The 25,647-nt window shown below is 55.2% G+C and carries 23 protein-coding genes; 6 read left to right on the forward strand and 17 right to left on the reverse strand.

The window, feature by feature from the left end:
* Window positions 1-29 precede the first annotated feature (29 nt).
* The 10 genes from RRF64_RS02640 to RRF64_RS02685 all read right to left on the reverse strand — a co-directional run bounded on the left by RRF64_RS02640 (window position 30) and on the right by RRF64_RS02685 (window position 11,942).
* The gene (locus RRF64_RS02640; RefSeq protein WP_323844272.1) at window positions 30-1,289 is read right to left on the reverse strand and encodes an MgtC/SapB family protein; all 1,260 of its coding nucleotides are present in this window, start codon (window positions 1,287-1,289) and stop codon (window positions 30-32) included.
* A gap of 379 nt (window positions 1,290-1,668) precedes the next feature.
* Complete coding sequence (ftsH, locus tag RRF64_RS02645) at window positions 1,669-3,531, reverse strand: ATP-dependent zinc metalloprotease FtsH (RefSeq protein ID WP_323844273.1); 1,863 nt, start codon at window positions 3,529-3,531, stop codon at window positions 1,669-1,671.
* A 9-nt stretch (window positions 3,532-3,540) separates the two neighbouring features.
* Complete coding sequence (locus RRF64_RS02650; RefSeq protein ID WP_323844274.1) at window positions 3,541-3,741, reverse strand: hypothetical protein; 201 nt, start codon at window positions 3,739-3,741, stop codon at window positions 3,541-3,543.
* Between the two features lie 88 nt (window positions 3,742-3,829).
* Window positions 3,830-6,184, reverse strand: coding sequence for a phosphoketolase family protein (locus tag RRF64_RS02655; RefSeq protein WP_323844275.1), 2,355 nt, complete (start codon window positions 6,182-6,184; stop codon window positions 3,830-3,832).
* 9 nt (window positions 6,185-6,193) lie between these two features.
* Window positions 6,194-7,345, reverse strand: coding sequence for a hypothetical protein (locus RRF64_RS02660; protein WP_323844276.1), 1,152 nt, complete (start codon window positions 7,343-7,345; stop codon window positions 6,194-6,196).
* Between the two features lie 23 nt (window positions 7,346-7,368).
* A complete protein-coding gene (locus tag RRF64_RS02665; protein WP_323844277.1) occupies window positions 7,369-7,626 on the reverse strand; it encodes a DUF5676 family membrane protein in 258 nt (85 codons plus the stop codon).
* A gap of 40 nt (window positions 7,627-7,666) precedes the next feature.
* Window positions 7,667-8,125 (reverse strand): ATPase, encoded by a 459-nt coding sequence (locus RRF64_RS02670; protein WP_323844278.1) that lies wholly within the window; start codon window positions 8,123-8,125, stop codon window positions 7,667-7,669.
* A gap of 33 nt (window positions 8,126-8,158) precedes the next feature.
* Window positions 8,159-9,514 (reverse strand): MBL fold metallo-hydrolase, encoded by a 1,356-nt coding sequence (locus RRF64_RS02675; RefSeq protein ID WP_323844279.1) that lies wholly within the window; start codon window positions 9,512-9,514, stop codon window positions 8,159-8,161.
* A complete protein-coding gene (locus RRF64_RS02680; protein ID WP_323844280.1) occupies window positions 9,511-10,437 on the reverse strand; it encodes a ribose-phosphate diphosphokinase in 927 nt (308 codons plus the stop codon). The genes RRF64_RS02675 and RRF64_RS02680 overlap by 4 nt, the downstream gene beginning before the upstream one ends.
* Complete coding sequence (locus tag RRF64_RS02685; protein ID WP_323844281.1) at window positions 10,437-11,942, reverse strand: thymidine phosphorylase family protein; 1,506 nt, start codon at window positions 11,940-11,942, stop codon at window positions 10,437-10,439. Before RRF64_RS02685 ends, RRF64_RS02680 begins: the two co-directional genes overlap by 1 nt.
* A 70-nt stretch (window positions 11,943-12,012) precedes the next feature.
* Here RRF64_RS02685 and RRF64_RS02690 point away from each other — a divergent pair, with 70 nt between their 5' ends.
* Window positions 12,013-12,375 carry a hypothetical protein gene (locus RRF64_RS02690; protein WP_323844282.1) on the forward strand — a complete coding sequence of 121 codons (363 nt, stop codon included), beginning with the start codon at window positions 12,013-12,015 and terminating at the stop codon, window positions 12,373-12,375.
* Between the two features lie 72 nt (window positions 12,376-12,447).
* On the opposite strand, the gene RRF64_RS02695 is transcribed toward RRF64_RS02690, so the two are convergent.
* From RRF64_RS02695 to RRF64_RS02720, 6 genes are all read right to left on the reverse strand, one after another.
* Window positions 12,448-13,098, reverse strand: coding sequence for a methyltransferase family protein (locus RRF64_RS02695; protein ID WP_323844283.1), 651 nt, complete (start codon window positions 13,096-13,098; stop codon window positions 12,448-12,450).
* A 25-nt stretch (window positions 13,099-13,123) separates the two neighbouring features.
* On the reverse strand, window positions 13,124-13,417 hold the full coding sequence (locus RRF64_RS02700; RefSeq protein WP_323844284.1) for a DUF2933 domain-containing protein: 294 nt from the start codon (window positions 13,415-13,417) through the stop codon (window positions 13,124-13,126).
* 358 nt (window positions 13,418-13,775) lie between these two features.
* On the reverse strand, window positions 13,776-14,129 hold the full coding sequence (locus tag RRF64_RS02705) for a cupredoxin domain-containing protein (protein WP_323844285.1): 354 nt from the start codon (window positions 14,127-14,129) through the stop codon (window positions 13,776-13,778).
* 25 nt (window positions 14,130-14,154) lie between these two features.
* Window positions 14,155-16,479, reverse strand: coding sequence for a heavy metal translocating P-type ATPase (locus RRF64_RS02710; protein ID WP_323844286.1), 2,325 nt, complete (start codon window positions 16,477-16,479; stop codon window positions 14,155-14,157).
* 15 nt (window positions 16,480-16,494) lie between these two features.
* A complete protein-coding gene (locus tag RRF64_RS02715; RefSeq protein ID WP_323844287.1) occupies window positions 16,495-16,812 on the reverse strand; it encodes a heavy-metal-associated domain-containing protein in 318 nt (105 codons plus the stop codon).
* A 2-nt stretch (window positions 16,813-16,814) separates the two neighbouring features.
* Window positions 16,815-17,216 (reverse strand): MerR family DNA-binding protein, encoded by a 402-nt coding sequence (locus RRF64_RS02720; RefSeq protein ID WP_323844288.1) that lies wholly within the window; start codon window positions 17,214-17,216, stop codon window positions 16,815-16,817.
* A 923-nt stretch (window positions 17,217-18,139) separates the two neighbouring features.
* Here RRF64_RS02720 and RRF64_RS02725 point away from each other — a divergent pair.
* The 5 genes from RRF64_RS02725 to RRF64_RS02745 are packed head-to-tail and all read left to right on the forward strand — an operon-like array spanning window position 18,140 to window position 25,020.
* Window positions 18,140-19,444 carry a TolC family protein gene (locus RRF64_RS02725; RefSeq protein WP_323844289.1) on the forward strand — a complete coding sequence of 435 codons (1,305 nt, stop codon included), beginning with the start codon at window positions 18,140-18,142 and terminating at the stop codon, window positions 19,442-19,444.
* Window positions 19,441-20,844 carry an efflux RND transporter periplasmic adaptor subunit gene (locus RRF64_RS02730; protein ID WP_323844290.1) on the forward strand — a complete coding sequence of 468 codons (1,404 nt, stop codon included), beginning with the start codon at window positions 19,441-19,443 and terminating at the stop codon, window positions 20,842-20,844. Before RRF64_RS02725 ends, RRF64_RS02730 begins: the two co-directional genes overlap by 4 nt.
* Entirely contained in the window at window positions 20,841-23,996 is a 3,156-nt protein-coding gene (locus RRF64_RS02735; RefSeq protein WP_323844291.1) for an efflux RND transporter permease subunit, read from the forward strand. The genes RRF64_RS02730 and RRF64_RS02735 overlap by 4 nt, the downstream gene beginning before the upstream one ends.
* Window positions 23,997-24,013: 17 nt before the next feature.
* Window positions 24,014-24,631: a class I SAM-dependent methyltransferase gene (locus tag RRF64_RS02740; RefSeq protein ID WP_323844292.1), complete on the forward strand. Its 618-nt coding sequence runs from the start codon at window positions 24,014-24,016 to the stop codon at window positions 24,629-24,631.
* Between the two features lie 38 nt (window positions 24,632-24,669).
* A complete protein-coding gene (locus tag RRF64_RS02745) occupies window positions 24,670-25,020 on the forward strand; it encodes a YkvA family protein (protein ID WP_323844293.1) in 351 nt (116 codons plus the stop codon).
* A gap of 14 nt (window positions 25,021-25,034) precedes the next feature.
* On the opposite strand, the gene RRF64_RS02750 is transcribed toward RRF64_RS02745, so the two are convergent.
* Window positions 25,035-25,598, reverse strand: a complete 564-nt coding sequence (locus RRF64_RS02750; protein ID WP_323844294.1) for a L,D-transpeptidase — start codon at window positions 25,596-25,598, stop codon at window positions 25,035-25,037.
* Window positions 25,599-25,647 lie beyond the last annotated feature (49 nt).

Below are 25,647 nucleotides of genomic sequence, written 5' to 3' on the forward strand. Positions count from 1 at the left end.
TTCATTTCCGTCATCTGTAAGAGTCGTAGTTACCACAATGTCTCCGTGCTAATACCTAATCCAATGCCTATCAGCAATGTGAGGAAACCAGCCGCTACAGGTAGACGCATGGATTGGTCCCCTACGAATAACACGATTGAGAACTTAAAAATCAGGTTGGCAATGAAAGCGATGACAATAGCGATCACCGCGACAGAGGGTGTGAGCGCTTGCGTGGAAACCAGTTTTAGGTTTGAAATGGTGATGGCGTCCAGATCGGTCAACCCCGAAATGAAAGCCACCAAATAAACGCCGGTATCTGCAAATTGATCGTTCATCCAGGAAGACAGCATCAATACCAAGACGAAACCCGCAGCAAACCCAAGTGCCGTCTTCAGTTCTGCGGGATTTCGTACTTCCAATTCAGGCAATGCTTTCTTCCTGCTGGCGGTGCTTTGATATGCCCAGACCACATACGCCGTACCTGCCAAGCCTCCTCCCAGCAGCCAATACAACATGGGCTGTAGCATCGAGGGCTCAACCGCGGCAACCAAAATTCCGATGCGCACGAACAGCACAATGTGGGAGAGCAAGATGATGGTGCTGGCAGCAGTAGTAAATCCCGGTATATTCTTACTGTGTCGCGCGTAGACTAATGTTGTCGCTGTGGTGGAAACAAGCCCGCCAAACAGCCCAATTACCAAGAGTCCGGCCTTGCCTTCCAGACAGCGCAACGCGACGTAGCCAGCAAGACTGATGCCACTGATCAATACCACCAGCCAACCGACCTGGTAGGGGTTAAATACCTCGTAGGGCCCATAAGTAGTATCAGGTAGCACAGGCAACAGGATAAACGCTACTGCCGCGAACTGGAAAAACGAGCGGATATCTTTGTCGGTCAATTGCTTGGGCATGCTCCGCAACTGTTCGCGAAAATACAGTATCGCGGTAATGGCTATTGCCAGTGCGGCTGGGAGCTGAGGGTGACCGAGCCAGAGCCCATAGCCCAGCCCGAACGCAATCACCCCGGCCATTATCGTAGTGGTATCCGGCTCTTCCGAGGTTGACCGAAATTGCGCCACCACCAGTGCCGCTCCAACCAGGGCGCCGATGGTAATGGCTACGCCCGCGTTTTGATTCAATATGCCGATATACCCCGCCAGGCTACCAGCCAGTGCGATAAGCGTAAACGTGCGCACTCCGGCGATGGTATTGTGATGGCGCTCCCGTTCCAGGCCGATCAAAAAACCGATACCAATGCTTTGCGCAAAGAGCATCAGGTGGGAAAGTTCTGTCTGGTATTCAGTCATCGGCGAGTCAGTCCCGTTCCACAATGAGCTAATACAGCTTTAACACCGGCCACACGTCCGGCGCGCTGGATGAATTGATAATTGGTGACGATATGGCCTTTTACATCCCGGAAGAATCCAGAGCCCGTGCCGGCTGGCGCTTCAAATACGCTTCGGTCCCTGGGATTGGCGACTGCAGCAAGGCAGTGATAAAAACCACGGCACCGCGGGCTTGCTGCAACACCTCAATAGTGTTTTGCGCATCCGCACCCAATCACTTCGCTCTACCGCGGACGGTATTCCGGGGCTCCGCCTGACCTGCCGGTGACCACCCGACCAAAACGCGGCCACAATACAGATGAGGATGTAGACGATAAAACCCCCTCAAGATGTCACCGCTTCAATGCTCCTCCACTGAAGCTAAACGGGAAAATGCCGCCTGCTGGATGTAATCGGAAACGGCAATTTTTTTCTTGATGGACGCCAGGCGCCGCTCGTCCAGGGTTTCCTCCGCGAGCAGTTCGCGGGCGGTCTCCTCAAGAACCGACTTATTGAACGTCAGCACGTCAGTGGCCAGCTGAAAGGCCTCATCCAGTAATTTGCTGACGGCTACCGATACACGTTGCGCCATATCCGGGCCAAAGCGCAGGCTTGACTCAGCAAGAGTGGGATCGAGAAACTGTGTTTTCGGTACATCGATGGATAACATACCGATCTCATCCGACATTCCGTATTGGGTCACCATAGCTCTGGCAATGTCAGTGGCTTTTACCAGGTCATCTGCCGCGCCGGTGGTGACTTCACCGAATATTAGTTGCTCCGAAGCCCGCCCCGCCAGTAAAACGGCAATCCGGTTCTGCAAATCCTTTTTACTCATCAGGTAGCGATCTTCAGAAGGCCGCTGGATGGTGTAGCCCAGTGCGCCCACACCGCGCGGAATAATAGAAACTTTTTGAATCGGCTGCTCCGGACTGAGCGCCATGCCCACCAAGGCATGACCCATTTCGTGGTGGGCCACAATGGCCTTTTCCTGGGGATTAATCAGCCGGTTTTTCTTCTCCAGGCCCGCAACAATACGCTCAATGGCATTGACAAAATCGTCCATGGACACGGCATCGGCACTGCGCCGGGTGGCAAGTAAGGCTGATTCGTTAACCAGGTTCGCCAAGTCCGCGCCGGTAAACCCCGTCGTCATGGAAGCCACTGCTTCTATGCTGACGGTTTGGTCAGAATGGATCTTTTTCATATGCACACGCAGGATCTGCTCACGGCCGATCTTATCCGGACGATCCACCAGAACCTGGCGATCAAACCGACCGGCACGCAACAGTGCCGGGTCGAGGATTTCCGGCCGGTTGGTAGCGGCAAGAATAATCACACCCTCTGAGGGATTAAAGCCATCTAACTCGGTCAGCAATTGGTTCAGGGTTTGTTCCCGCTCATCGTGCCCCCCGGACATGGCGCCGACACCCCGCACACGGCCCAGCGCATCCAACTCGTCAATAAAAATAATCGCCGGCGCATGACTTTTTGCCTGTTCGAACAAATCCCGGACCCGGGCCGCACCGACGCCGACAAACATCTCGACAAATTCGGAACCACTGATCGAAAAAAAGGGTACACCCGCTTCACCGGCCACAGCGCGAGCGATCAGGGTTTTACCGGTACCCGGTGGGCCGACCAGCAATACGCCCTTGGGGATGTGTGCACCCAGCCGGCTGTAGTGACCGGGTTCCTTTAAAAACTGTACCACTTCGATCAATTCATCCTTGGCTTCGTCCACGCCGGCCACATCTTCGAAATCGACACCCGTATTTTTTTCCACTAATACTTTTGCTTTGCTCTTACCGATATTCATCATACCGCCCATCCCTTGCTTGCCGGCAAATTTACGGAAGAGCAGAATCCACACTAGGAAAAATACCAGAGCCGGCGCTACCCAACCGATTAGCGTAGCCAAAGGGCCCCCTGAAACCACGCCTTTATAATTCACGTTGTAGGCATTCAGCTTTTCGGCCAGATCGAATTCAACCCTTGGCGTGACAAAATGATCTTTTCCCTCGATTGGTTCCTTAAAACTGCCGCTAATGGTTTGCTGATCAACCACCAGGTCCTTTAACCGGTCCTGTTCAAGGTAGCGTTCGAATTCACTGTAACTGAGCTCAACTTGGCGGGCTGTATGCCCCCAAAAGCTCTGAAACAATACAATCCCCCACAACGCGACGAACAGATAGACGAGGTTAAACTGCTTTTGTTTATTCATACTTTTTTCTCAATGACAACCGCCGCCGATTAGCCAATGCGCCAGATTATCGAATTCACAATTTTCGCCATGGCGAATAAACCCGCACGCCGTCCTGTCGATAAGCTCGCAATGCGGCGTTATCGCTTTCCTTTGGATGGCCACTTCGATCACATCAAACGAAGCTCGCAGTGGATAGCGGGTGATGTAAATACACTGTCTTTCAGACACCAGTCCTGCTTCGCTTGCTTGTAATCGGCCGCATAGCTTTCAGTAGCCTTGGCAGCGTCGCGCCCTTATCGGGGTGATCTCTTTACGCTCAGCTCAACCGTTGTGTGATCGCCGCGGCAATAGACCGGGCATCGCATCCATTTGCCCGTAATAATCCTTTTGTATCCAGTGTTCCGCCCCGATTGGAATAACCAAAAGCCAAACAGCGTTCACTGCCAAGGTCCAGGGGACGACAGACGCCAAGCAGGATTTCTGGTCGCAGGTGGCAAACAAACACGCGCAGACGAATATCATCGCTAAACAACTCTGCTCGAATGCTTGTCGTGCCAATAAATGATTGCTCATGTTCATCCCGCGGGATTCGGAACCGACCTGGTTCGATCACGCAAGTGATACGGCAGCCAATACCGTCTGCTATCAGTAGCTGTCTCACTTCCTGGCAGACATGCAATTGATAAGCGCCCACCGCAACTAACTGCACATCGACATTCTCGTCCTCTTCTAGTGTCAGGGCGCCCCACTCCACCAACTGCCTGGCCTGTTCCGGGCTAAAAACGGTAGTAACCTCTTGCTTGGGAATCGTCATCGCCCAGATTTTCCCCTGGCTTTGATAGCAGGCGTCGAGGCAGGCAATGGCACTATTGGTATCTGGCGGATACACCACCCGTGCCATATCGTTCATCTCGCCCAGCAGTACTTCGCCGAAGGCGGAATCCTGATGCGATTGCTCGTTTTTGCCGTTCTCCCACAAATGGGAAGTGGCGATGACGGGCAACGACAACCAGTGCGGCGCTCGCCCGAGCTCTTTCTGGTGGCGCGCGAAAATAATTTCTTGGCGCAATGCACCGATCATCTTCATGGCGAAAGCTTCATAACTGACTACCAGATTCATGCCGCCTTTATTAGCCAGCGCCGCGCTCACCACTGCCTCTTCATTAAGGGCGCTAATGACGGAGCCCTGTATCGACTCGGCCACACCGGGTTCCGGATTCAGCACCCGGTGTTTGAGCAGGTCCAGCGTCTTACCCATACGGTTACTACGTAGCTCATCGGGGTTGCCGACACGTACGCGCACATCAGGATTGGCGAGATGCCACTCGCATAGTCGTGCATCCACCGCTGCCATAGGTGAAAGTGTTTCGCCTTGTTCGTGCAGCGGTGCCTCGGAAGGCACTTGCAGTACAACTTTACGCTGACAGAGCGTGTGGTGCTTTTCCCGAACGCGGTTATCCGCTTCGTGTTGCGTCAATTGCGCGACAGCCTTGTGCAGTTCATTTTGCGGAACAAACAATCTGGCTGCGTGGCAATTAAATAAATCCCGGGAGGCTTCGTCACTTCTCGGGTTTCCAGGTAAAGGCGTACCGTGCGCGGCATTGGTTCCAGCGCCGTAAAAGCCGTAGCCCTTTTCCGTTTCGGCAATCAGGTACGGCAACTTCACCGGATAGCGCATTGTGCCCTGGCGAATATGCGTACTGCAGGCTTGAAGTCTTTCCTCCGCTTCAAAAATTCCCCAGATAAAAGCGGCGGGATCGCGCCCGTCAATAGCAATAGGGTAAAAATCATTGTGTTCCAGGTGCTCATAAAACCACGATAGGCCACCCTGCTGGTACATGGTGGAGCGCTGATCAATACGCCGCCCGTTGGCGATCATCACCGGGGTGACCAGACCACAATCTTCGGCACGCCACCAGCGGCTGGCCCAATCGCTGCCACGTTGTTCTTCAAAAGCGCCATCGCTCAAGAACGCCACCAACCGCTCGCCCGGCAGAGGCATATGCACATATTGCAGTTCGGCAAAGCCGAGATAACCACCTTCGATCAGGCCACCGGCCGTATGGGGGTTCACATGGCTGCCCAAGGGGACACCGGGCCGGCCGCTATCGGCGATGGCATAGCTGTAAAAATCCCGGGATAACTGCGACAACCCTTCGTTATTTAAGGGGTAACGTTCAGCCTGTTCCGGATAGAGGTTTTGCAACAATACGTTGACCGCATCAACCGCTGCCACGCAATGCCCCTGCCCCATCAACCAGCTGCGGGTGATACCTGCCAGCTGGTTGGCGACCATATAACCTACATAGGCGGGAACCATATTCAGAGAGCCGCCGGTATGTCCCTGGGGGTTGACCTTGAAGTCGCCGGCTTCGAGCGTTCCACCGGCAAGATCTACCTTGGTACTGTAAGTCATATGCACCACCAGCCACATGGCCGCGCTCGCCAGGCGGTCGGCAGCGCTAAATAACTCCAAAGCCTCTTCGATCTGTGGAAACCGCCCCGCGCAGACCAGCTGCTGGCACAGATCAAAGACACGCACCTGAGTCTCATCTCGATGTTGTATTGCCCCATAACCATTCGCCCAATGGGCAAACGCTTGGTAAGTTTCGCGATACAACCTTGCCCGTTGACCGATTCGGTGATCATTTTGTTGGTCTATCACATACATGGAGATTCCTCAGTCAATTCCGAGCTGAACGGCAAGATCATCAGAAAATTTCTCTTGTACAGCCCATAACATCGCGGCCGCCTCATCCGCGGCGACCACATAACATTTCACCGAAGATTCGGCGGTCGAGAGGTATAACGGCAGGTCGCTATCGGCCTGGTCAGGTTCTAATTCTATATTCAGATGCGAAAGCCCGGACAGCAGGTTCCGGCAAATGGCTGCATTATTCTCTGCAATACCACCACTTAGGACCACACCATCCAGGCCGCCTGAAATCGCAAAGTAAGCGCCCAGCGTTTTCTGGAAGCGATAACGAAACAGCTCAAAAGCCAGGCGGCTTTGCGGCCGGCTGCTGATAAACAGATCAGCCATGTTGTCGATTCCAGCGGACATTCCGCGCCAACCCGACTCGTGATTTAGCATGTAGTCGGCCTCTTCGGGGGACCAACTTTCCTGCTTTTGCAGCCAGACCAGCAAACCGGGATCGATATCACCGCTGCGGGTGCGCATCAGCAAACCTTCATTGGGAGTAAAGCCCATAGTGGTATCCACCGGTTTTCCGTCGCGAATGGCAGCGATGGAACAACCGCTACCCAGTTGAGCGGTGACGAGAGTGTACTGTTTTATACTCGGGTTCAATTGTCGCCACTGCCGGACCATATCGGCATGGGCAAAACCATGAAAGCCGTAGCGTCGTATCTGGTATTTTTTCATCAATGGAGAGGGGAGGCCATAGGCCTGCGCAACCGCTGGAAGATTGGTAAAAAATTCCGTGTCGAATACAGCAAAGACCCGGGATGAAATGCGGGTGTTCCGCCATTGTTCGATGAAATTTATTGCAACCTTGTTGTGCAACGGCGCCAGGGAAATCACAGATTTCAACCGTTGAAGGTTTTCACCGTTGATCTCCACAGGTGCCAGAAATTCCGGACCACCATGTACCACCCTGACGATCAGTACGCGAACATCGCAATTTGCAAGCACGCCATCCAGTTGGAAGGGTATGTCCGCGCCAGTCTGTATGGACACTTGTCCGTAATCAATGGCGCAAGGTGTTCCTGAAGCGTCCAGTGACGAGGCACCAAATAGGGCCCATTTGACACTGGAACTTCCTAAATTGACGGTCAGTATAGCAGGCTGCTTATTTGGCAAAGTCATCATGGTTTGGACGATGTACCCAATACTTAAGCCAGTAACCGCTTGTAAACAGCGGCCAGAAGCCAACCCGTAATAGCTGCGATGATCATCCAGTACAGCAATCCGTTAATTGCCCCAACCAGAGTTAGATGCCAGTCCGGCCCCCGCTGTTGCCCAGGCAACATATCATTGCATAGGGACAACAACATTGAAGGGAACAGCATGACCAAAACGCCGCAAACAAGCCACAATATGGCGGCGCCAATGCCGCCCGTCAGGCCCAATGTCAAAGTATGTAATGGCATAGGAGCCCCTTCTCTTCAGCAGTTTTTTGATTCCAACTGCTTACATCTCTTCAAACCGGTTGGCAGATTGCGACATGCGCATCATTTCATGCTCTTCCATCGACTTCAGGTTGTCCAGCAATTCTTTCGCAGGCGGAATATCCGCCCTCGATGCGAGGGAGCGATACAACTCAATCACCTGCCGGTGCTGATCGACGATCACTTCCATAATCTGCTCGGCATTCAGTTCGGCGAAGGGGGAATCGCAATGAACATGCCGGGCAATCGGATGATGGTGTAGGTATTCATAGCACCAGGTGTTAAGGGCATGCTCTTCCCCAGATTTTTCAAATCCAGTCACCACCTTAGTCAACGCTTTTTCATGATCGGAAAGGTAGGCAAGGATCATTCGAGCTCGCTCGTCAGTATTTTTGTCCGCGCAGTGGGATAAGCACTGACTTAGGTGCTGATGAAACTCTTTAGTCCAGTGCAGCACATCTTTTAGGGTCTCGATTTGCATGAAATTATCCTCTGACAATGATTTCCGAATCTGTTATAGACGCAAAATATCGCGATAGCCCGCAACATCCACTTTGAATTTCGTCTGCTCCTGCAAGTGCACTCGCAGGCCTTCAAGAGCCTCCGGATCACCGTGAATCAGCCTGATTCGGGTGGCGTCGGTTAATTCTGACTGTCGCAACCACTCGGTAAGCTCGAGATAATCGGCGTGTCCCGATAAACCCGCGATCAAGTCGACCTCAGCTCTCACTGGAATCCAGTCACCGTGAATCTTCACCGCATCGACGCCTTCCAGCATTTTCGCGCCACGAGTGCCGCCTGCCTGATAGCCCGTAAACAGCACTGTGGTTTTGGAGTGGCCTAACAGGCGCTTGAAGTGGTGAAGAATACGGCCACCCGTGGCCATACCGCTGCCAGCGATAATAATGTGGGGAAAGGCCTGCCCAGCCAGCGCCTTGGACTCATCCACCGTGCGGGTATAGGTGACAACATCGCACATACGGTGACACTGTGCTTCCGTCAATCGATGCTGCTCACTGAAACGACAAAAGATATCCGACACCTTAATCGCCATTGGACTGTCGAGATAGATCGGAAGCCTTGGTATGACGCCTTGGTCCATCAGGCTTGCCAGGAGATGTTGCAAGGCCTGCGCCCGCCCCACCGCAAAAGCCGGAATCAGCAAAACGCCTCCACTCTTCGCGACACGATTTACAATGGAGGCCAATTGCTGCGCCGCATCGTTTGTCTCATGCTGGCGGTTACCATAGGTGGATTCCATCAATAAGAAATCAAGCTCAGGCAGGGGGCGCGGTGGCTTCATCAGTACATCATTGAATCGGCCCACATCACCGGAGAAACCAATGCGCTTTCCCTCTGCCTCAACGATAACGCTGGCAGCCCCAAGAATATGCCCGGCCGGCTGGAAGTAAAAACGAATATCCCCCACAACAACCTGTTCATCGAAGTCAACTGATTGAAACAGGACCATGCTGGATTCGGCCGTTTGACGGTCATAGAGCGGTTCAGGGTGTTCGTGCCTGCTCAGTTTATGTCTACTGTAATATTTGGCGTCCTCCTCCTGAATATGGCCGCTATCTGCCAGCAGGATTTGGCACAAGGCCTTGGTGGCATGATGGGTAAAAATTGGCCCACGAAATCCGCGCTTGTACAGCACCGGGATATAACCGGAGTGGTCGAGGTGCGCATGGGTGAGTATGACAGCATCCAACTTGTCGATATCCAGTGGCAGAGATTGCCAGTTGCGCTCCCGCAGCCATTTGTAGCCCTGATAGAGGCCACAATCGACCAATACCGAGGTATTGTCTGTTTCCAGAAGAAATTTGGAACCGGTCACGGTTTCCGTTCCGCCCAAAAAGGTAATTTTCATGAAGACTTTCCTGACAAATTAAGCATGTCGATAACGGGAGTGATCAGCTGCGGCGTGATATCAATGGCGTTGGACGAATGGGGAATGGTGTTGGAAGTTACCAACTGGCTGAGACCGGCGGCCATCAAGGCCCTGTCGGAATTATCGGCGAAAATACCGTGTACCGCCACGCACTGGATACTGTCAATCCCTTTTGATTGAAGGGCTTTTATACATTGGAGGATAGTCTGGCCACTGGATATTACATCATCGATAATGACTGCGGTTCGGCCACCGTGAACATGGATATCCGGCAAGGTCACTTCGACATTGCGATCTCCCAAACGCTGCTTCTCGCCAATCACGTAAGGGTGTTGACTAAACTCAGCAATATTCGATACCCACTGCTCGCTTTCGCTATCCGGTCCCACCAATAGCAGGTTATTTTGCCCCTGCAGCCACTGTGCTAATGCAGGCGCCCCTTGAACAACACGGCTGGGCACAGAATAGATTTCGTCTAAGGCATGATAGCGATGCAGATGTGGGTCGACGGTAACCAACCAATCAATATGACGTGACAGCGAGTGGGCGAAAATGCGTGAAGTCACTGCTTCACCATCAATGAAACGGCGATCCTGGCGCATATAACTCAGGTAAGGTGCGACTAAACCGACCTGGGATGCACCCAATTCACGCAACGTTTCGATTAAAAACAGCAACGGTAAGTACTTGTCATTCGGGTGCGATAGGTCAGCGATAACCACACAGGGACTTTTCTCAATCATTGAGGAAACACGCAGATAAGACTCACCATCGGGAAACTGCCGCGTGTCAAAACCGCCCTGCTGACCGCCAATTGCCCTGGTCAACAAATTCTTCAACGGGTGATCATTAAGGGAAAAAACCAATGGGGACTGGCCGACTGTCTCTTTCTGTTCGTTCATCAAGCCTCTCCAATATTAAAAATTGCTGATTGTTGATAAAAATCCAAGGCGTATTGTTGCTCTCCAGCTGTATCGGAGTAGAGGGTGAACAGCGGCTCTCCGCGCTCGATTCTGTCACCAACACGTTTATGCAGACGTAAACCTGCAGCTGCCGTGGTCGGTGCTCCGGCCAGTTTCGCTAAACGCGCTAGCTGACGATTGTCGATGGCTTGCAATGTGCCTGTCATCGGAGCAGCTTCTGTATGTTGATAACTGGCCTTCGGCAGTGATTTGATTCCGCCTTGTGCTGCCAGGATCCGCTGAAATTGCAACCAGGCTTCGCCATTGTCCAAGATATCCATTGCCCGGATCAGCCCGAGTTCATAGCGCTCCTGATATGCGAGTGAGAACAGGTGCGCAGCGAGATAAAGCGCTCGTTCGCGTAAATCCTGCGGCGCATCATCGCGCCCCTGTAAAACAGCCAATACGTCTCGTGCTTCTTCGACTGGTCCGACGCCGGCTCCGATAGGCTGACTGCCATCAGTAATCAGGCAGCGAATCTGGATACCGCAGGCCGCCCCGACCTGGGTGAACAATGATGCCAGGCGCTCGGCCTCTACTTGCGAGCGAATTTTCGCCGTTGCACCAACGGGAATATCGATCACCGCATGAGTAGAACCGGCGGCAATCTTCTTTGACAGTACCGAGGCAATCAACTGGCCTTCGCCGTCAAGGTCCAGCGCTCGCTCGATACGAATCAAAAGATCGTCGGCAGGACTCAGGTTCACCGCCCCTCCCCAGGCAAGGCAGGCGTGGGTTTCATTGACGACACGTTGAATATCCGCAAGGTTTAGATTGACGGTGGTCAAGGATTCCATGGTATCGGCAGTACCAGCTGGTGACGTGATTGCCCTCGACGAGGTTTTTGGAATCGTCAATCCTGCCGCGCTGACAATGGCAACCACCAACGGTGTTGTGCGGTTTCCTGGTAGCCCGCCTATACAATGTTTGTCGAGAATCAGGGTCTCATTTGGCCAGGTTAAACGCTTGCCGCAAGCCACCATAGCCTGCGTGAGACTAATAATTTCATCCACGTCAAGGCGGCTGCCGGCACAAACACTGAGAAAGCTCGCAATTTCAATATCGGAATATCGATGGGCGCTGATGTCCGAGACAATCGCCCAAATTTCCTCATCACTAAGCTTGTGACCAAATATTTTTTTGCGAACGGCTGTCAGTGAGGTAATGACCGGCGCGTGACTTATCGTTATCGATACTCCATCGAGCACTCCCAAGCGGCGCATGGCAATTTTGGACAATCCAGCATGCGCAGGCGCCAGCACCTTTTCATCCACGACATTCAAAGTGGCGATAATTGAATTGTTTTCATAGTGCAGCAGCACACGACTGTTAGCCGTAAAACCCTCTGAACGGCAAATGTGACAGTCACTGCGCATGTATACAACCGGCTCCTGATGGGTGTCGATACCCATGTCAATGACCGTAAGCGAATTTGTTTCTTTCATAATGCTCCCGATGGCACCTCATTATCCTCGTTATTCATCAACGCTTTAGACCTTTCCCCGGTGGTGACTGATGACAGATCCAAGATTCATGACGGCTATTTTCGTTTATATTTTCATCGACAAACTTGTAATAGCCTTCTTTGAAATGGGTCCACCAATCGCGACCTATTTCCAGGTCATGTTTAGCCAGCACGTCTTCGATACCATCCAGACAGATTCGCGATGCTTCGCAGGCAGGATTCAACACCTGGGATTTATTAACCCGGCAATAGAATATTGCCCGGTTAATAGCGGCACAGGGATGTGCCGCCGACAGCCGCAGGCTGGCGCGAGCCCTTGGAATACCAGTAAATCCGCGCATTTACGCCAGTATTTCAAGGGCGACAAATACATAATTCAGGAGAATTATTTGTTTGTCGGGTTAATAGCATAAAATGACACGCTATCAAGGCCATACAAATTGTCGATCTCTGCAATAGCCGGGTTAATAATCGGAAAGGGCTCATCATGTGGAAACGGTTTTGTCGATGGTGAATTTTGGAATCCACCCAGGTGTCGACTTCATATAGCTGAGATACTCTTCACCAAATTCTTCTATCGCCATACGCTCCTCCCGCTTAGCGAGACGCACATAAACCACTACCAATATCGGGAACATCACCAACGTGGGCAGTGTGGGCCACTGCAATAAAAATCCAAACATAATCATAATGAAGGCTATGTACTGTGGGTGCCGACAGCGGGCATACCAGCCGGCTGTCGCTAGAGAACGGGTTTGTTGTGCCCTGTGCAAAATATTCCACGCCGAAGCGAGCAGGAAGAAGCCGAGTACAATCAGGACATTGCTGGCAATATGTAGTGGATCAAAATGCGGATCCCCCTCGAACCCCACGATGGTATGCAGCAAATGCCCATTTTCGTGGGAGAGAAAATCGACGCCGGGATATTTTTCCGCCAACCATCCAGAGAAGAAATAAATCGTCAACGGAAAGCCGTACATCTCGGTAAACAGAGCGATAACAAAGGCCGAGAAAGCACCGAAACTGCGCCAGTCAGTTTTTGTTTGTGGCTTGGCGAAACTAAAGGCAAAGAAAATAAATATCGCCGAATTAAGTATCACCAGCGTCCAGAGCCCGTAAGCGGAATCACCGTGCATTGTCGTTCTCCTGTTATGAATCAGTTTAATGGTAGTGGCGGTGCTGGCTTTCCCTACGCCCCTTTTCCAGGCCACGTTGATAGGCATCCTGTTCAGACTCGCCCTCGTTCTGGCCGTGTGTTCCATTACCGCCATGACCACCATGCCCTCCATGCATAAAAAGATGCATAAAGGGGCATGCCAGGAGAATCAGGTAGGGTAAAAATTGTGAGACATGCTCACGGTGTTCGATTAGTAGAAAGTATGTGGCCGCACCGATAATCCCCAGCGCTGCCAGACCTTTAGGGGTAAACCAGAATGATGATTTTTGAGTTGTCATATCATGTCCCATCACTGATGAAAATTAAAATTATTGTCTTCAGCACTGCATTTGTCTTGAATTCAAAAGAGTTCATTTATCTGGACAATACAAGCCAGCGCTTCGCATAGGCGTAGACTTTCCTCCTATTTATTAACCCGACAAACAAATAATTCTCCCATTAACCCGGCAAACAAATAATTCTCCTGAATTATTTGCTTGTCGCCCTTGAAATACTGGCGCACAAAACCGCTGGGAGCGGTTTTGGCCAGCTATCGCTGGCCCGCAGGGCAAAGCTCAGGGATGGTCTTCACAAATGCGCGGATTTGCCGGTATTTCAAGGTCTCGCGCCAGCCTGCGGCTGGCGGCGGCACTATCCCTAGTCAACGGTGATCTGCCCGCGGTACATCTGCATCTGGCAATGAAAGGCGTACTCTCCCGACTTCAATGCAGGCAACTGGATGGATTTCAGCTTGTTGAGCGGCAAGGTATCACTGATTTCCAGCTCCGGCACGAGAAATGTTTCAGAACAGGGCGACTGATCCTTGCGTATAAACTTTATTTCCACCGGTTTTCCAGCAGGCATTTTGATACGCGAGGGCGAGTAAGTGCCATTTTCCACGGTAATGACCAGATCGTTTTCACCCAGCTCCGCTTCTTTAGGCTTATAGAGCCAAAACCACCACACGATTAATGCGATCAGTACAATACCGGCGACATTGATAATTAACATTTCTACTCTCCTGATCGGGTTGCTCTTAATTATCCTGCGCCTTGAACAGGCGCAACCGATTAGCATTGGTCACTACAGTAAGCGAAGAGAACGCCATCGCGGCACCGGCAATCACGGGACTTAACAGCAGACCAAAAAATGGATACAGAACACCCGCCGCAAAGGGAACGCCTGCCACGTTGTAAATAAACGCACCGAATAGATTTTGCTTGATGTTACGCAGCGTGGCCTTGCTCACGGCAATCGCATCGGCGAGACCATGCAGTGATCCACGCATTAAGGTGACATCCGCGCTCTCAATAGCGACGTCCGTGCCAGTACCAATAGCAAAACCCACATTGGCAATCGCCAGCGCCGGAGCATCGTTAATACCGTCGCCTGTCATGCCGACCACTTCGCCTTCCATTTGCAGTTCCTGAACCTTTTTGGATTTATCTTCAGGTAACACCTCGGCGAAAAATTCCTTGATACCCGCCTTTTCCGCTACCGCCTTTGCCGTGGCGCGGTTATCCCCGGTCAGCATGACGACGCGAATGCCGTTGTGCTGCAATCGTTTAATGGCGGCAATTGAGTCCTCCTTGATAGGGTCTGCCACTGCGATAATCGCAGCGAGCGTATTATCCACGGCGAAATACATTGGCGTTTTGGCCTCGGCTGCCAGGATTTGTGCTTTTTCTACAAAATCCCCGAGTTCAATATTGCGCTCACGCATCAGTTTTTCATTGCCGAACAACAGGGTTTTACCTTCGACCTCGGCCTGCACGCCGTGGCCAGCAATGGCGTTAAAGTTGGCGACCTTTCCGGTTTCGATCCCCTTTTCCTGAGCAGACTCCACAATGGCGAGCGCCAACGGATGCTCGGAACCGGATTCGAGCGTTGCCGCCAGTTTAAGAATGGCATCCTCGTCATATCTACCCGCGATCAACACGTCGGTGACCTTGGGGGCGCCTAAAGTGATGGTGCCGGTTTTATCCAAAATCATCGCGGATATCTTTGACGCGGTTTGCAGCGCTTCTCCGTTGCGAATCAGCACGCCCGCCTCTGCGGCTTTACCCACGCCGACCATTACGGACATGGGTGTGGCGAGGCCCAGCGCACAGGGACAGGCGATAATCAGCACGGTCGTCGCCGATACAATCGCGAATGCCACCGCTGGCGCCGGCCCAAAGTTCAGCCAGGCAAGCGCACTCACCACCGCAATGATCATAACCACGGGGACAAAATACGCTGAGATCACATCCGCCAGGCGGCCGATAGACGGTTTGGAATTCTGCGCGCGTTTGACCATGTTGATGATCTGTGCCAGTGCCGTGTCCTTACCCACGCGGGTTGCCTTAAACAAAATGGAACCCGTTTTATTGATGGTCCCAGCCGCGACCTTATCACCAACGGCTTTTTCCACCGGCATGGGCTCACCGGTCAACATGGATTCATCAATGGCGGTATGGCCTTCGATAACTTCACCATCGACAGGAATTTTTTCACCCGGACGCACACGCACAACGTCATCCATCAGCACCTGCTCGATGGCGATATCCAATTCCTTGCCGTCGCGAATTACCCTGGCGGTTTTGGCCTGCAGACCGATAAGCCGCTTGATGGCTTCCGATGTTCGTCCACGGGCTTTCAGTTCGAGAGCGAGACCAAGATCAATCAAACCAATAATCATGGCCGTTGCCTCGAAATAGACATGGCGCGCCATTTCCGGGACAACGTGTGGCACAAACACTACGACCATGGAGTAAACCCATGCTGTACCAGTACCCAACGCAATCAGGGTGTCCATATTGGCCGAATGATTTTTAAAGGACTGCCAGGCACCCACAAAAAAGTGTTTGCCAGAAAACACCATAACGCCAAGGGTTAGTAGCCCAACTATCAGCCACGCTAGGCGTTCACCCGTCGTGCTAACCGTCATTTCGCCAACAACAACGCTGTAGACCATCAAGGGCACACCCAGTAATAATGCGATCGACATCTCACGCATTAGCCGTTTGTAGTAGGCCCAGTCTGCTTGTTCTTTTTCTGTCAGCGCATCATCCTCGCTCGCGGCAGCGGCGACTTTGCCGTTATAGCCCGCTTTCTCCACCGCCTTAACCAAAGCAGTCGCGTCGGCATTACCTGTCACGCTCACTGTGCGCTGAGCGAAATTCATCTCAGCGTTTTCCACTCCCGGCACTGCCTTTAACGCCGCTTCGATCTTTCCCACGCAACTGGCACAACCGGCACCTTCGATAATCAGTTCCTGCTGTGCCGAGCTGTCGTTATGACCGTGATGGTGATGCTTCTGACGTGTCTCGGCGTCTACATGGCATCTTGAGTTGCCGGATTCCATGTTTATTGAACTCATACAATCGCTCCTGATTTAATTGATAGCCGCCGCAGGGAAGCCCACTCGGTCCAACGCTTCAATCAGGTCGTTTGGCTCGACAATGCCAACAACCGAAGCGATGCCGGTCGCCAGGTCCATAGACACCTCACTGACCCCGGCAACGGAGCGTAACGTCTGCTCGATATTTTTCACACAACCGCCACAGTGCGCACCCTTCACTCTTAATTGCTGAAGAGGAAGGGATTCAGGGCGGTCGATTCCAGCTTCATGCTCGTTGGTGGAAACGGTTGACTTGCCAGTGCAACAGCAACCCCCGTGACCTTGATCCTGCTTCACTTTTGGTGTCGTCATGCTCAATCTTCCGCGGCAAATTCTTCAATCAGGTGACAAATCATATTCCCGGTCGGGGCTTTATTCGGCCTTTGGCTCCACTGCGCCACCGCCTGTTGCATGCGGTCCCGCAGCTTCTGAGTTTCCGTAAACCGCCGCTCGGTCTCATGCAGGCGCTGATCGATCAGTCGCCGCACCGTTGGACAAGGCGATTGTTTCTTATCCGCATGGGCGAGAATTTCCTTGATATCGCCTACCGAAAAGCCCAGCTGCCTGGCATTCAATACGAATCGCAAACGGATGAAATCTTTTTCGCTGAATTCCCGGTAGCCGTTGATCTTGTTCTTTGTCGGCTGCAAAACTCCAATCCGCGTATAGAAACGGACCGTTTCCGCCGTGACATCTAAGCGCTTGGCGATTTCCATTACTCTCATAATCTTGCTCCGGCACAAGCTGATAGCACTGAGGTACAGCGTACCGGAAATACGATCACTACTATCTTGATATAGATCAAGCACCGGAGTAAAACCTAGGACAAGAACTAACCACAGTGAGATTTTTTCGTCCGCAGACTACACCTATGTGCTGCACATGGGTCAAGTCACTTTCAATCGCGAGTGATTGGGCACTAATTGAGATGTTAAGGAAGCATTCCTGACGCCGAGATGACCCCAACATGACAAATACGTAATCTTGAGATCTTTTTACTCACTCCCCCGTATCCGGAGTGTTGATTGTGCGGCAGAATAGCGGATCTATCGACAGGAAATGGCAGTAAAGCAAGAGTAAGTGCATGATGAAAGCCTCTAGCCTCCGTAGGCTACCCCAGTTTCCAGTCAGTGGGGTCTCTGCTAATATGTGCGGGCGATGAAGATAGCAAACCCTTCCAACACCTCGAGATCAATCTCCCTTGCTGCAATACTTTTATTGTTGCTGCAGGTGCAGGTGGTGTTTGCCTGCACCATGCCTGGGCATACCGTTTCCGCAATGGCGATGGCAATGGTTGAGGGGCAGCAAGCGGATTGTGACTGCTGCACGGAGGAGCTGTCGGTATCGCTGAAGGTGGACTGCCGGGAGCAACAGGCTCTACTTCCACAGACGAACTTGGGGCCGGACCTCCCGCAACTGGGCGCGCTGCCTGGTGTGGAGTGGCCGTCGATACTAGCCCCGCCAGTGCCCCTCGCCGCCATTTATCCCCATTCTAATCCCGCCACCCCCGGTAACCGTACCTGGCTGACTACACTGCGTTTGCGTATCTGAGCCAATCCTCCCACTAAAATACTGATTTCCCGCACTGGATAAAGAAAGCGGCGCTTTCACGCGCCCGCATGTTCGAGGAGTTCCCCCTGTGACTGGCAAGACTTTTCCGGCCGCGCTGGCCCTGGCCACTGCCCTACTGGCTCCCAAGAGCTTGGCGCAGCAAAGTACCGGGCTAACATTCGGCCGGGCAATCGACATCGCTATCCAAAGCGACCCCTGGTTGGACGGAAGCCGCCATACCGAGGCGGCGCTGATGGATGAGGCCCTGGCAGCGGCTCAGCTGCCGGACCCCAAAATGGAAGTCTCCGCGCTCAACTTTCCCACGGATACCTTCAACTTCGGTCAGGAGCCGATGACTCAGTTCGCCGTCGGCATCAACCAGATGTTTCCACGCGGGGCGAGCCGCGCTCTCTCCCGCCAGCAGAAAGAACAGCTGGCCGCCCGCGAACCCCTGCTGCGCGCGGATCGGCGCGCCAGGGTGACCGCCACGGTCGCGCAGTTGTGGCTGGACGCCTACGGCGCGCGCGAGAGCATCCAGCTGATCGAGGGCGACCGCGCCCTGTTCGAGCAGCTGGTGGATGCGGCCGTGGCCGGCTATGCATCGGCCCGCGGCCGCGCGCGCCAGCCGGATGTCATCCGCGCACAACTGGAACTGACCCGTCTCGACGACCGCCTGACGATGCTGCGGCAACGCCAGGACGGCGCCGAGCGCAGATTGGCGGAATGGGTGCAGGACGCCGGGGCTACCGGCGGTGCCCTGCCGCATCTGGAGCCGCTAGTGCCGGTGACGGACAACCGCCCCCCGTCCGACTGGTATCAGCAGTTGCGCCTGCACCCGGCGGTACTGGCCCTGGACGTGAAGATAGATGCGGTGGCCACCGGCATCGATCTCGCGAAACAGCAATACAAACCCGAGTGGGGCCTCAAGGCCGCCTATGGCCTCCGCGGCGAAGACCCTCAGGGAGAGGACAGGACAGACCTATTCACCGTCGGCGTCAGTTTCGATCTGCCGCTGTTCACCGAAAAACGGCAGGACAAAACCCTCAGTGCCGCAGTGGCGCGCACCGCCGCCACGGAAACCGAGAGATCCCTGCTGCTCCGGCAACTGCTGGCGCAGCTGGAGAATGCGCGCCTGCAACTCATCCGCCTCGATCAGCGCCGCGCTCTCTATCGGCAACAGTTACTGCCGCAAATGCGCGAACAGGCCGAGGCCTCCCTGGCCGGCTACTACAACGATGAGAGCGATTTCGCCGAGGCGGTGCGCGCACGCATCGCCGAACTCAACGCCAAAATCGACGCGCTCGATATCGAGGTCGAGCGCCTGAAAATCATCGCGCAGCTGAATTACCTGCTCGCGCAGGTTCCCGCGGAAACAGGAGCCCCGCAGAAATGAATAACCGTATCAAAACGACACTGCTGATCGCGCTGGGCGTCGCTGTCGGCATCGCCATCGCACTGCTGCTGCGCGGCGACCGGGAAGAGGCGGCCAGCGGCGGCGAGCGCAAGCCGCTGTACTGGGTCGCGCCGATGGATCCAAATTACCGCCGGGACAAACCGGGCAAGTCGCCCATGGGTATGGACCTGGTCCCCGTGTACGAAGAGGAACCGGGCACAAAAGATTCGCCGGGCACGGTGCGCATCTCTCCGGAAGTGGTCAATAACCTGGGCGTGCGCACCGCCGCCGTCGAGCGCGGCCGCTTCGATGCGGAAATCAGGACCGTCGGCTACGTGCAGTACGATGAAAAGCAGCTGGTACAGATCAACCCCAGGGTCGAGGGCTGGATAGAAAAACTCTACGTCAATGCCGAGGGGGATCCGGTGAACCGCGGTATGCCCCTGTACACCCTCTATTCGCCGGAACTGGTCAATGCCCAGGAGGAGCTGGTGCTGGCGCTGAAGCACAATAACCGCGTCCTGATAGACGCGGCGCGCGAGCGTTTGCGCGCGTTGCAACTGCCGCGAAGTGCCATCGAGCAGCTGATCAAAACCCGCAAAGTCCAGCGCACCGTCACCGTCTACGCGCCCCAGTCCGGCGTGGTGGACAAGCTCAGTGTGCGCGAGGGTATTTTCGTCAAGCCGGGCATGGCGCTGCTGTCCATCGCCGCGCTCGACCAGGTGTGGGTCATCGGCGAAGTCTTCGAGCGCCAGGCGGCACAGGTAAACAAGGGCGATCCGGTCACCATGCGGCTGGACTACCTGCCCGGACAGAGCTGGACCGGCACCGTCGATTACATCTACCCGACTCTGGATGAAAAGACGCGCACGGCACAAATACGCGCCCGCTTTGGCAACCCGGACCACAAGCTGAAGCCGAATATGTTTGCGCAACTGGCCATCCACGCGCGCCGCGGCGAGGAGACACTGCTGATTCCCGCCGAGGCACTGATCCGCACCGGCGGCAAACCGCGCGTGGTACTCGCACTCGGCGACGGCAAGTTCAAGTCGGTCAACGTGCAGACAGGCCGCATCGGCGAACGTCAGGTGGAAATACTGGCAGGACTCCGGGAGGGCGAGCGCATCGTTACCTCGGCGCAATTCCTGATCGACTCCGAATCCAGCAAGACCTCGGATTTCATGCGCATGGCCCCCCGGGGTCAGATGAATCATGGCGAACATAGTGACCACGGTACGCACAAAGAGAACAGGGAGCACAACGAGCATATCCAGCACAGAGAGGACAAAGAGCACGAAGGGCACAACGACAACGGCGAACACAGTGAACACAACGAACACAAAGAGCCCAAGGACCACGGCGACCATAGCGACCACGGAACGCATGGAGAACAGCCATGATTGCCGCCGTTATCCGTTGGTCGGTCAACAACCGCCTTTTCGTACTGCTGGCCACACTGTTCCTGGTGGGTGCCGGTATCTATTCGTTGAAGAAGACACCGGTGGATGCGATTCCGGATCTGTCCGACGTGCAGGTGATTATCAAGACCAGCTATCCCGGCCAGGCACCGCAGGTGGTCGAGGACCAGGTTACCTACCCGCTGACCACGGCGATGCTGTCGGTGCCCGGTGCTGTCACCGTGCGCGGCTTTTCGTTTTTCGGCGATTCCTATGTCTATGTCATCTTCGACGACGACACCGATGCCTACTGGGCGCGCTCGCGGGTACTGGAATATCTCTCCCAGGTGGCGCCGACGCTGCCGGCCAATGCGCGGCCGCAACTGGGGCCGGATGCCACCGGCGTCGGCTGGGTCTATATCTATGCCCTGGTCGACCGCAGCGGTAAGCACGATATCAGCGAACTGCGCAGCCTGCAGGACTGGTTCCTGAAGTACGAACTGCAGACCGTGCCCGGCGTCTCCGAAGTGGCGGCACTCGGCGGCATGGTCAAGCAGTACCAGGTCAAGGTGGATCCGGAAAAGCTGCGCGCCTACGGCATTCCGCTGTCCCAAATCCAGGTGGCGATACAGCGGGGCAACCAGGAAGTGGGTGCCTCGGTGGTGGAAATGGCGGAAGCCGAATACATGGTCAGGGCCAGCGGCTATATCCAGGCGATCGACGACCTGAACGAAATACCGTTGGGCATGGATGTCAATGGCACACCCCTTCTGCTCAAAGATGTTGCCGATATCGCCCTGGGCCCGCAACTGCGCCGCGGTATCGCCGAACTGAATGGCGAGGGCGAGGCGGTCGGCGGCATCGTGGTGATGCGCTTCGGCGAAAACGCCCAGAAGACCATCGACGGCGTTGTGGCCAAGCTGGAAAAACTCAAGGCGGGCCTGCCCGAGGGCGTGGAGATAGTTACCGTCTACGATCGCTCGGCGTTGATCGAGCGCGCGGTGGACAACCTCTGGCACAAGCTGCTGGAGGAATTCATTGTGGTCGCGCTGGTGTGCGTGGTGTTCCTGTTTCACCTGCGCTCGTCGCTGGTCGCCGTTATCAGCCTGCCGGTAGGCATACTCGCCGCCTTTATCGTTATGCACCTGCAGGGGCTCAACGCCAACATCATGTCGCTGGGCGGCATTGCCATCGCCATCGGGGCGATGATCGACGGCGCGATCGTAATGATCGAGAACATGCACAAGCATATGGAGCGCACACCGCTCAACGACTCCAACCGCTGGCAGATCGTCGCCGAATCCGCCGCGGAAGTGGGCCCGGCGCTGTTCTTCAGCCTGCTGATCATTACCGTCAGCTTCCTACCGGTATTCGCCCTCGAGGCCCAGGAGGGACGCATGTTCTCGCCGCTGGCATTCACCAAGACCTATGCGATGGCGGCGAGCGCGGCGCTGGCGGTAACGCTGGTGCCGGTACTGATGGGCTACTTCATTCGCGGACGGGTATTGCCCGAGCACAAGAACCCGCTCAATCGCTGGCTGATCGGCGCCTATATGCCGACGCTCAAGCGGGTACTGCAGTTTCCGAAAACCACCCTCGCGCTGGCACTCGTATTGCTGCTCACTGCGCTGTGGCCACTCGGCAAAATCGGCAGCGAGTTTATTCCGCCACTGGATGAGGGCGACCTGATGTATATGCCCACCACCTACCCCGGTCTCTCGATCGGCAAGGCGCGCGAGCTGCTGCAGCAGACCGACAAACTGATCCGCACCGTGCCGGAAGTGAAAACCGTGTTCGGCAAAATCGGTCGCGCCGAAACCGCCACCGACCCGGCGCCGCTGACCATGATCGAGACCTTTATCCAGCTGAAGCCGCGCGACCAGTGGCGCGACGGCATGACCACGGAAAAACTGCAGAAGGAACTGGATGCACTGGTCAAGCTGCCCGGCGTCACCAACGCCTGGGTAATGCCGATCAAGACCCGCATCGACATGCTCGCCACCGGCATCAAGACACCGGTGGGCATCAAGGTCGCGGGCCCGGATCTCGAACAGATACAGCAGATAGGACAGCAGCTGGAGCAGATTCTGCAACAGGTGCCCGGCACCGCGTCAGTGTATTCCGAGCGGGTTGCCGGCGGCCGCTATATCACCGTGGATATAGACCGGAAGCGCGCCGCCCGCTACGGGCTCAATATCGCCGACGTGCAGCAGGTTGTCGCCACCGCTGTCGGCGGTATGAATGTCACCCAGACTGTCGAGGGCCTGGAGCGCTACCCGGTCAACCTGCGCTACCCGCAGGATTACCGCGACTCGCCCGAACAGCTTGCACAGCTGCCGATCGTCACCCCGGCGGGACAGCGCATCGCCCTCGGCGACGTGGCAAAAATTGCGGTGGAAGATGGCCCGCCGGCGATCAAGAGTGAAAACGCGCGGCTGAACGGCTGGAGCTTCGTGGATATCGAGGGCGTCGATATCGGCAGCTATGTGAAGCAGGCGCGGATCGCCGTCGACAACAAGCTGCAGCTGCCGGCCGGCTACTCGGTGACCTGGTCGGGGCAGTACGAATATATGCAGCGGGCGATAGAAAAACTCACCTACGTGGTCCCGCTGACGCTACTGATAATCGCGCTGTTGCTATATATGAATTTCCGCAACGTTCAGGAAGTGGCCATCATTATGGGTACGTTGCCGCTGGCAATGGTCGGCTCCCTGTGGCTTATCTACCTGCTCGATTTCAATTTTTCCGTCGCCGTCGGAGTCGGCTTTATCGCGCTCGCTGGGGTGGCCGTGGAAATCGGCGTGATCATGCTCGTGTATCTCAATCAGAGCTACGCCAAAATGCACATTGACAGCGAGCATGAGGGCGCAATCCCCGACGCGGAGTCTCTGCGCGAAGCGGTATTGGCGGGCGCCGGCTTGCGGGTGCGGCCGGTGATGATGACCGCCGCCGCCATCGTCGTCGGCCTGCTGCCGATATTGTTCGGGTCCGGTACCGGCTCCGAAGTCATGAGCCGCATTGCCGCGCCGATGGTCGGTGGTATGTTGAGTGCGCTGTTGCTGACACTGCTGGTGCTGCCCGCAGTATTTTATTTGTGGAAACGCCACGCGCTTATTGCGGCGAACACTCCAAACCATCAACAGTCTCTCAGTTAAATTTAATGGCGCGCCTTATGCAAAATAAAAACCACTGGGAAAAGATCTACAGCTCAAAATCGGAAGACGAAGTCAGCTGGTTCCAGGAGCACGCCGAGGTATCTGTCCGGCTGATCGAACAGACGGGCGCGCCCAAGTCCGCAAATATTATCGATGTGGGCGGCGGCGCCTCCAAGCTTGTGGACGATCTGCTGGACAAGGGCTACGACAACCTCACCGTGCTCGATCTGTCCGGCCAAGCACTGGCCAAGGCGCAACACAGACTGGGCGCTAGAGCGGATAAGGTGCGCTGGCTGGAAGGCAACATCCTGGAGATCGACCTGCCCCAACAGGCCTATGACGTCTGGCACGACCGCGCGGTGTTCCACTTCCAGACCGACGAACGGGAACGCAAGGCGTATGTGGATGCAGTGCTGCGCGCGGTAAAACCCGGTGGCCATGTGATAGTGGCCACCTTCGCCGAAGACGGCCCGGAAAAATGCAGCGGCCTGCCGGTGGTGCGTTACAGCGCCGACCAGCTGCACGGCGAGTTCGGCGCGCCTTTTGATTTGCTCGGGCAGGAACGGGAGGAGCACCATACGCCGGCGGGTGTGGTGCAGCGCTTCGTCTACTGTTTCTGCCGCAAGCTGGATTGATCGCAATGATCGAGCGGCTGAGGCGCTTTGCACGGCGAATGCAACTGCAGCTGGAGGTGCTCTACCTCGCGAGTCGCGAGCCGAGGACGCCGCTCTTGGCCAAGCTGATCGTGATTGTCGTGGTCGCCTATGCACTCAGTCCGATCGACCTGATCCCGGACTTTATTCCCCTGCTCGGCTACCTGGACGACCTGTTGCTGCTGCCGCTGGGTATCTGGCTGGCGATTAAGCTGGTGCCGGCCGAGCTGTGGCACGAACTGCAGGCCCGCGCCGAGGCGCAGCCGCTGTCATTGCCGAAAAATTTTCGCGCGAGCGTCGTCATCGCGACCTTGTGGATCTCTGCGCTCGCCGCTGTCGCCTACTGGCTCTGGAAAGGGCTGAACGGTTAGAACCAGCGCGTACCTCAATCAGTGACGATGACCGGCGTACCCACCGGAGCATAGCGGAAGAATTTCTGTGCCATATGCCGCGGCATGCGCACGCAGCCGTGCGATGCGGGATAGTTGGGTACGTCTCCGGACGCGTGCAGTCCGATACCACCGTTGAAGCGGATAAAGTAATCCATCTTGGCGCCGCGGTAATAAGTGCCGGGCGGGCGGCGGTGCTTGCGGGTATCTACGTCGGCACGCACCACGCGGTGAGTATTCCGGTCGACATAACTGCCATAGAGCGTGGATCTGTGCCTGAGTTTCTTGCCCCTGACCCGATAGCTGCCTTTCGGTGTACGGTAACCGGCCCGACCGGATGAGACCCGGGAAATCCCCACCAGCTCTCCGCCCATATAAAAATAAGCGCGCTGCTCGCCCAGGGAAATTCGAATAGATGGCGCCCGCGAGATGTCAACCGCAGCCTCCTCGTCAAACCAGCCGACCGTATCGGCGAAGACCTGAGCCGGAGCCGGCAGCAGGACGACAAAGCACATTACCAGCGCGGCGATAAACGGACTGTCCTGGCTGTTCGGGCGCATTGAATCACCTCCCGGACTTCTAGCTTAACGTCGCACGGCGAAGTTCCGT

This window comes from Microbulbifer magnicolonia, assembly GCF_035117725.1.
Lineage (GTDB): Bacteria > Pseudomonadota > Gammaproteobacteria > Pseudomonadales > Cellvibrionaceae > Microbulbifer > Microbulbifer magnicolonia.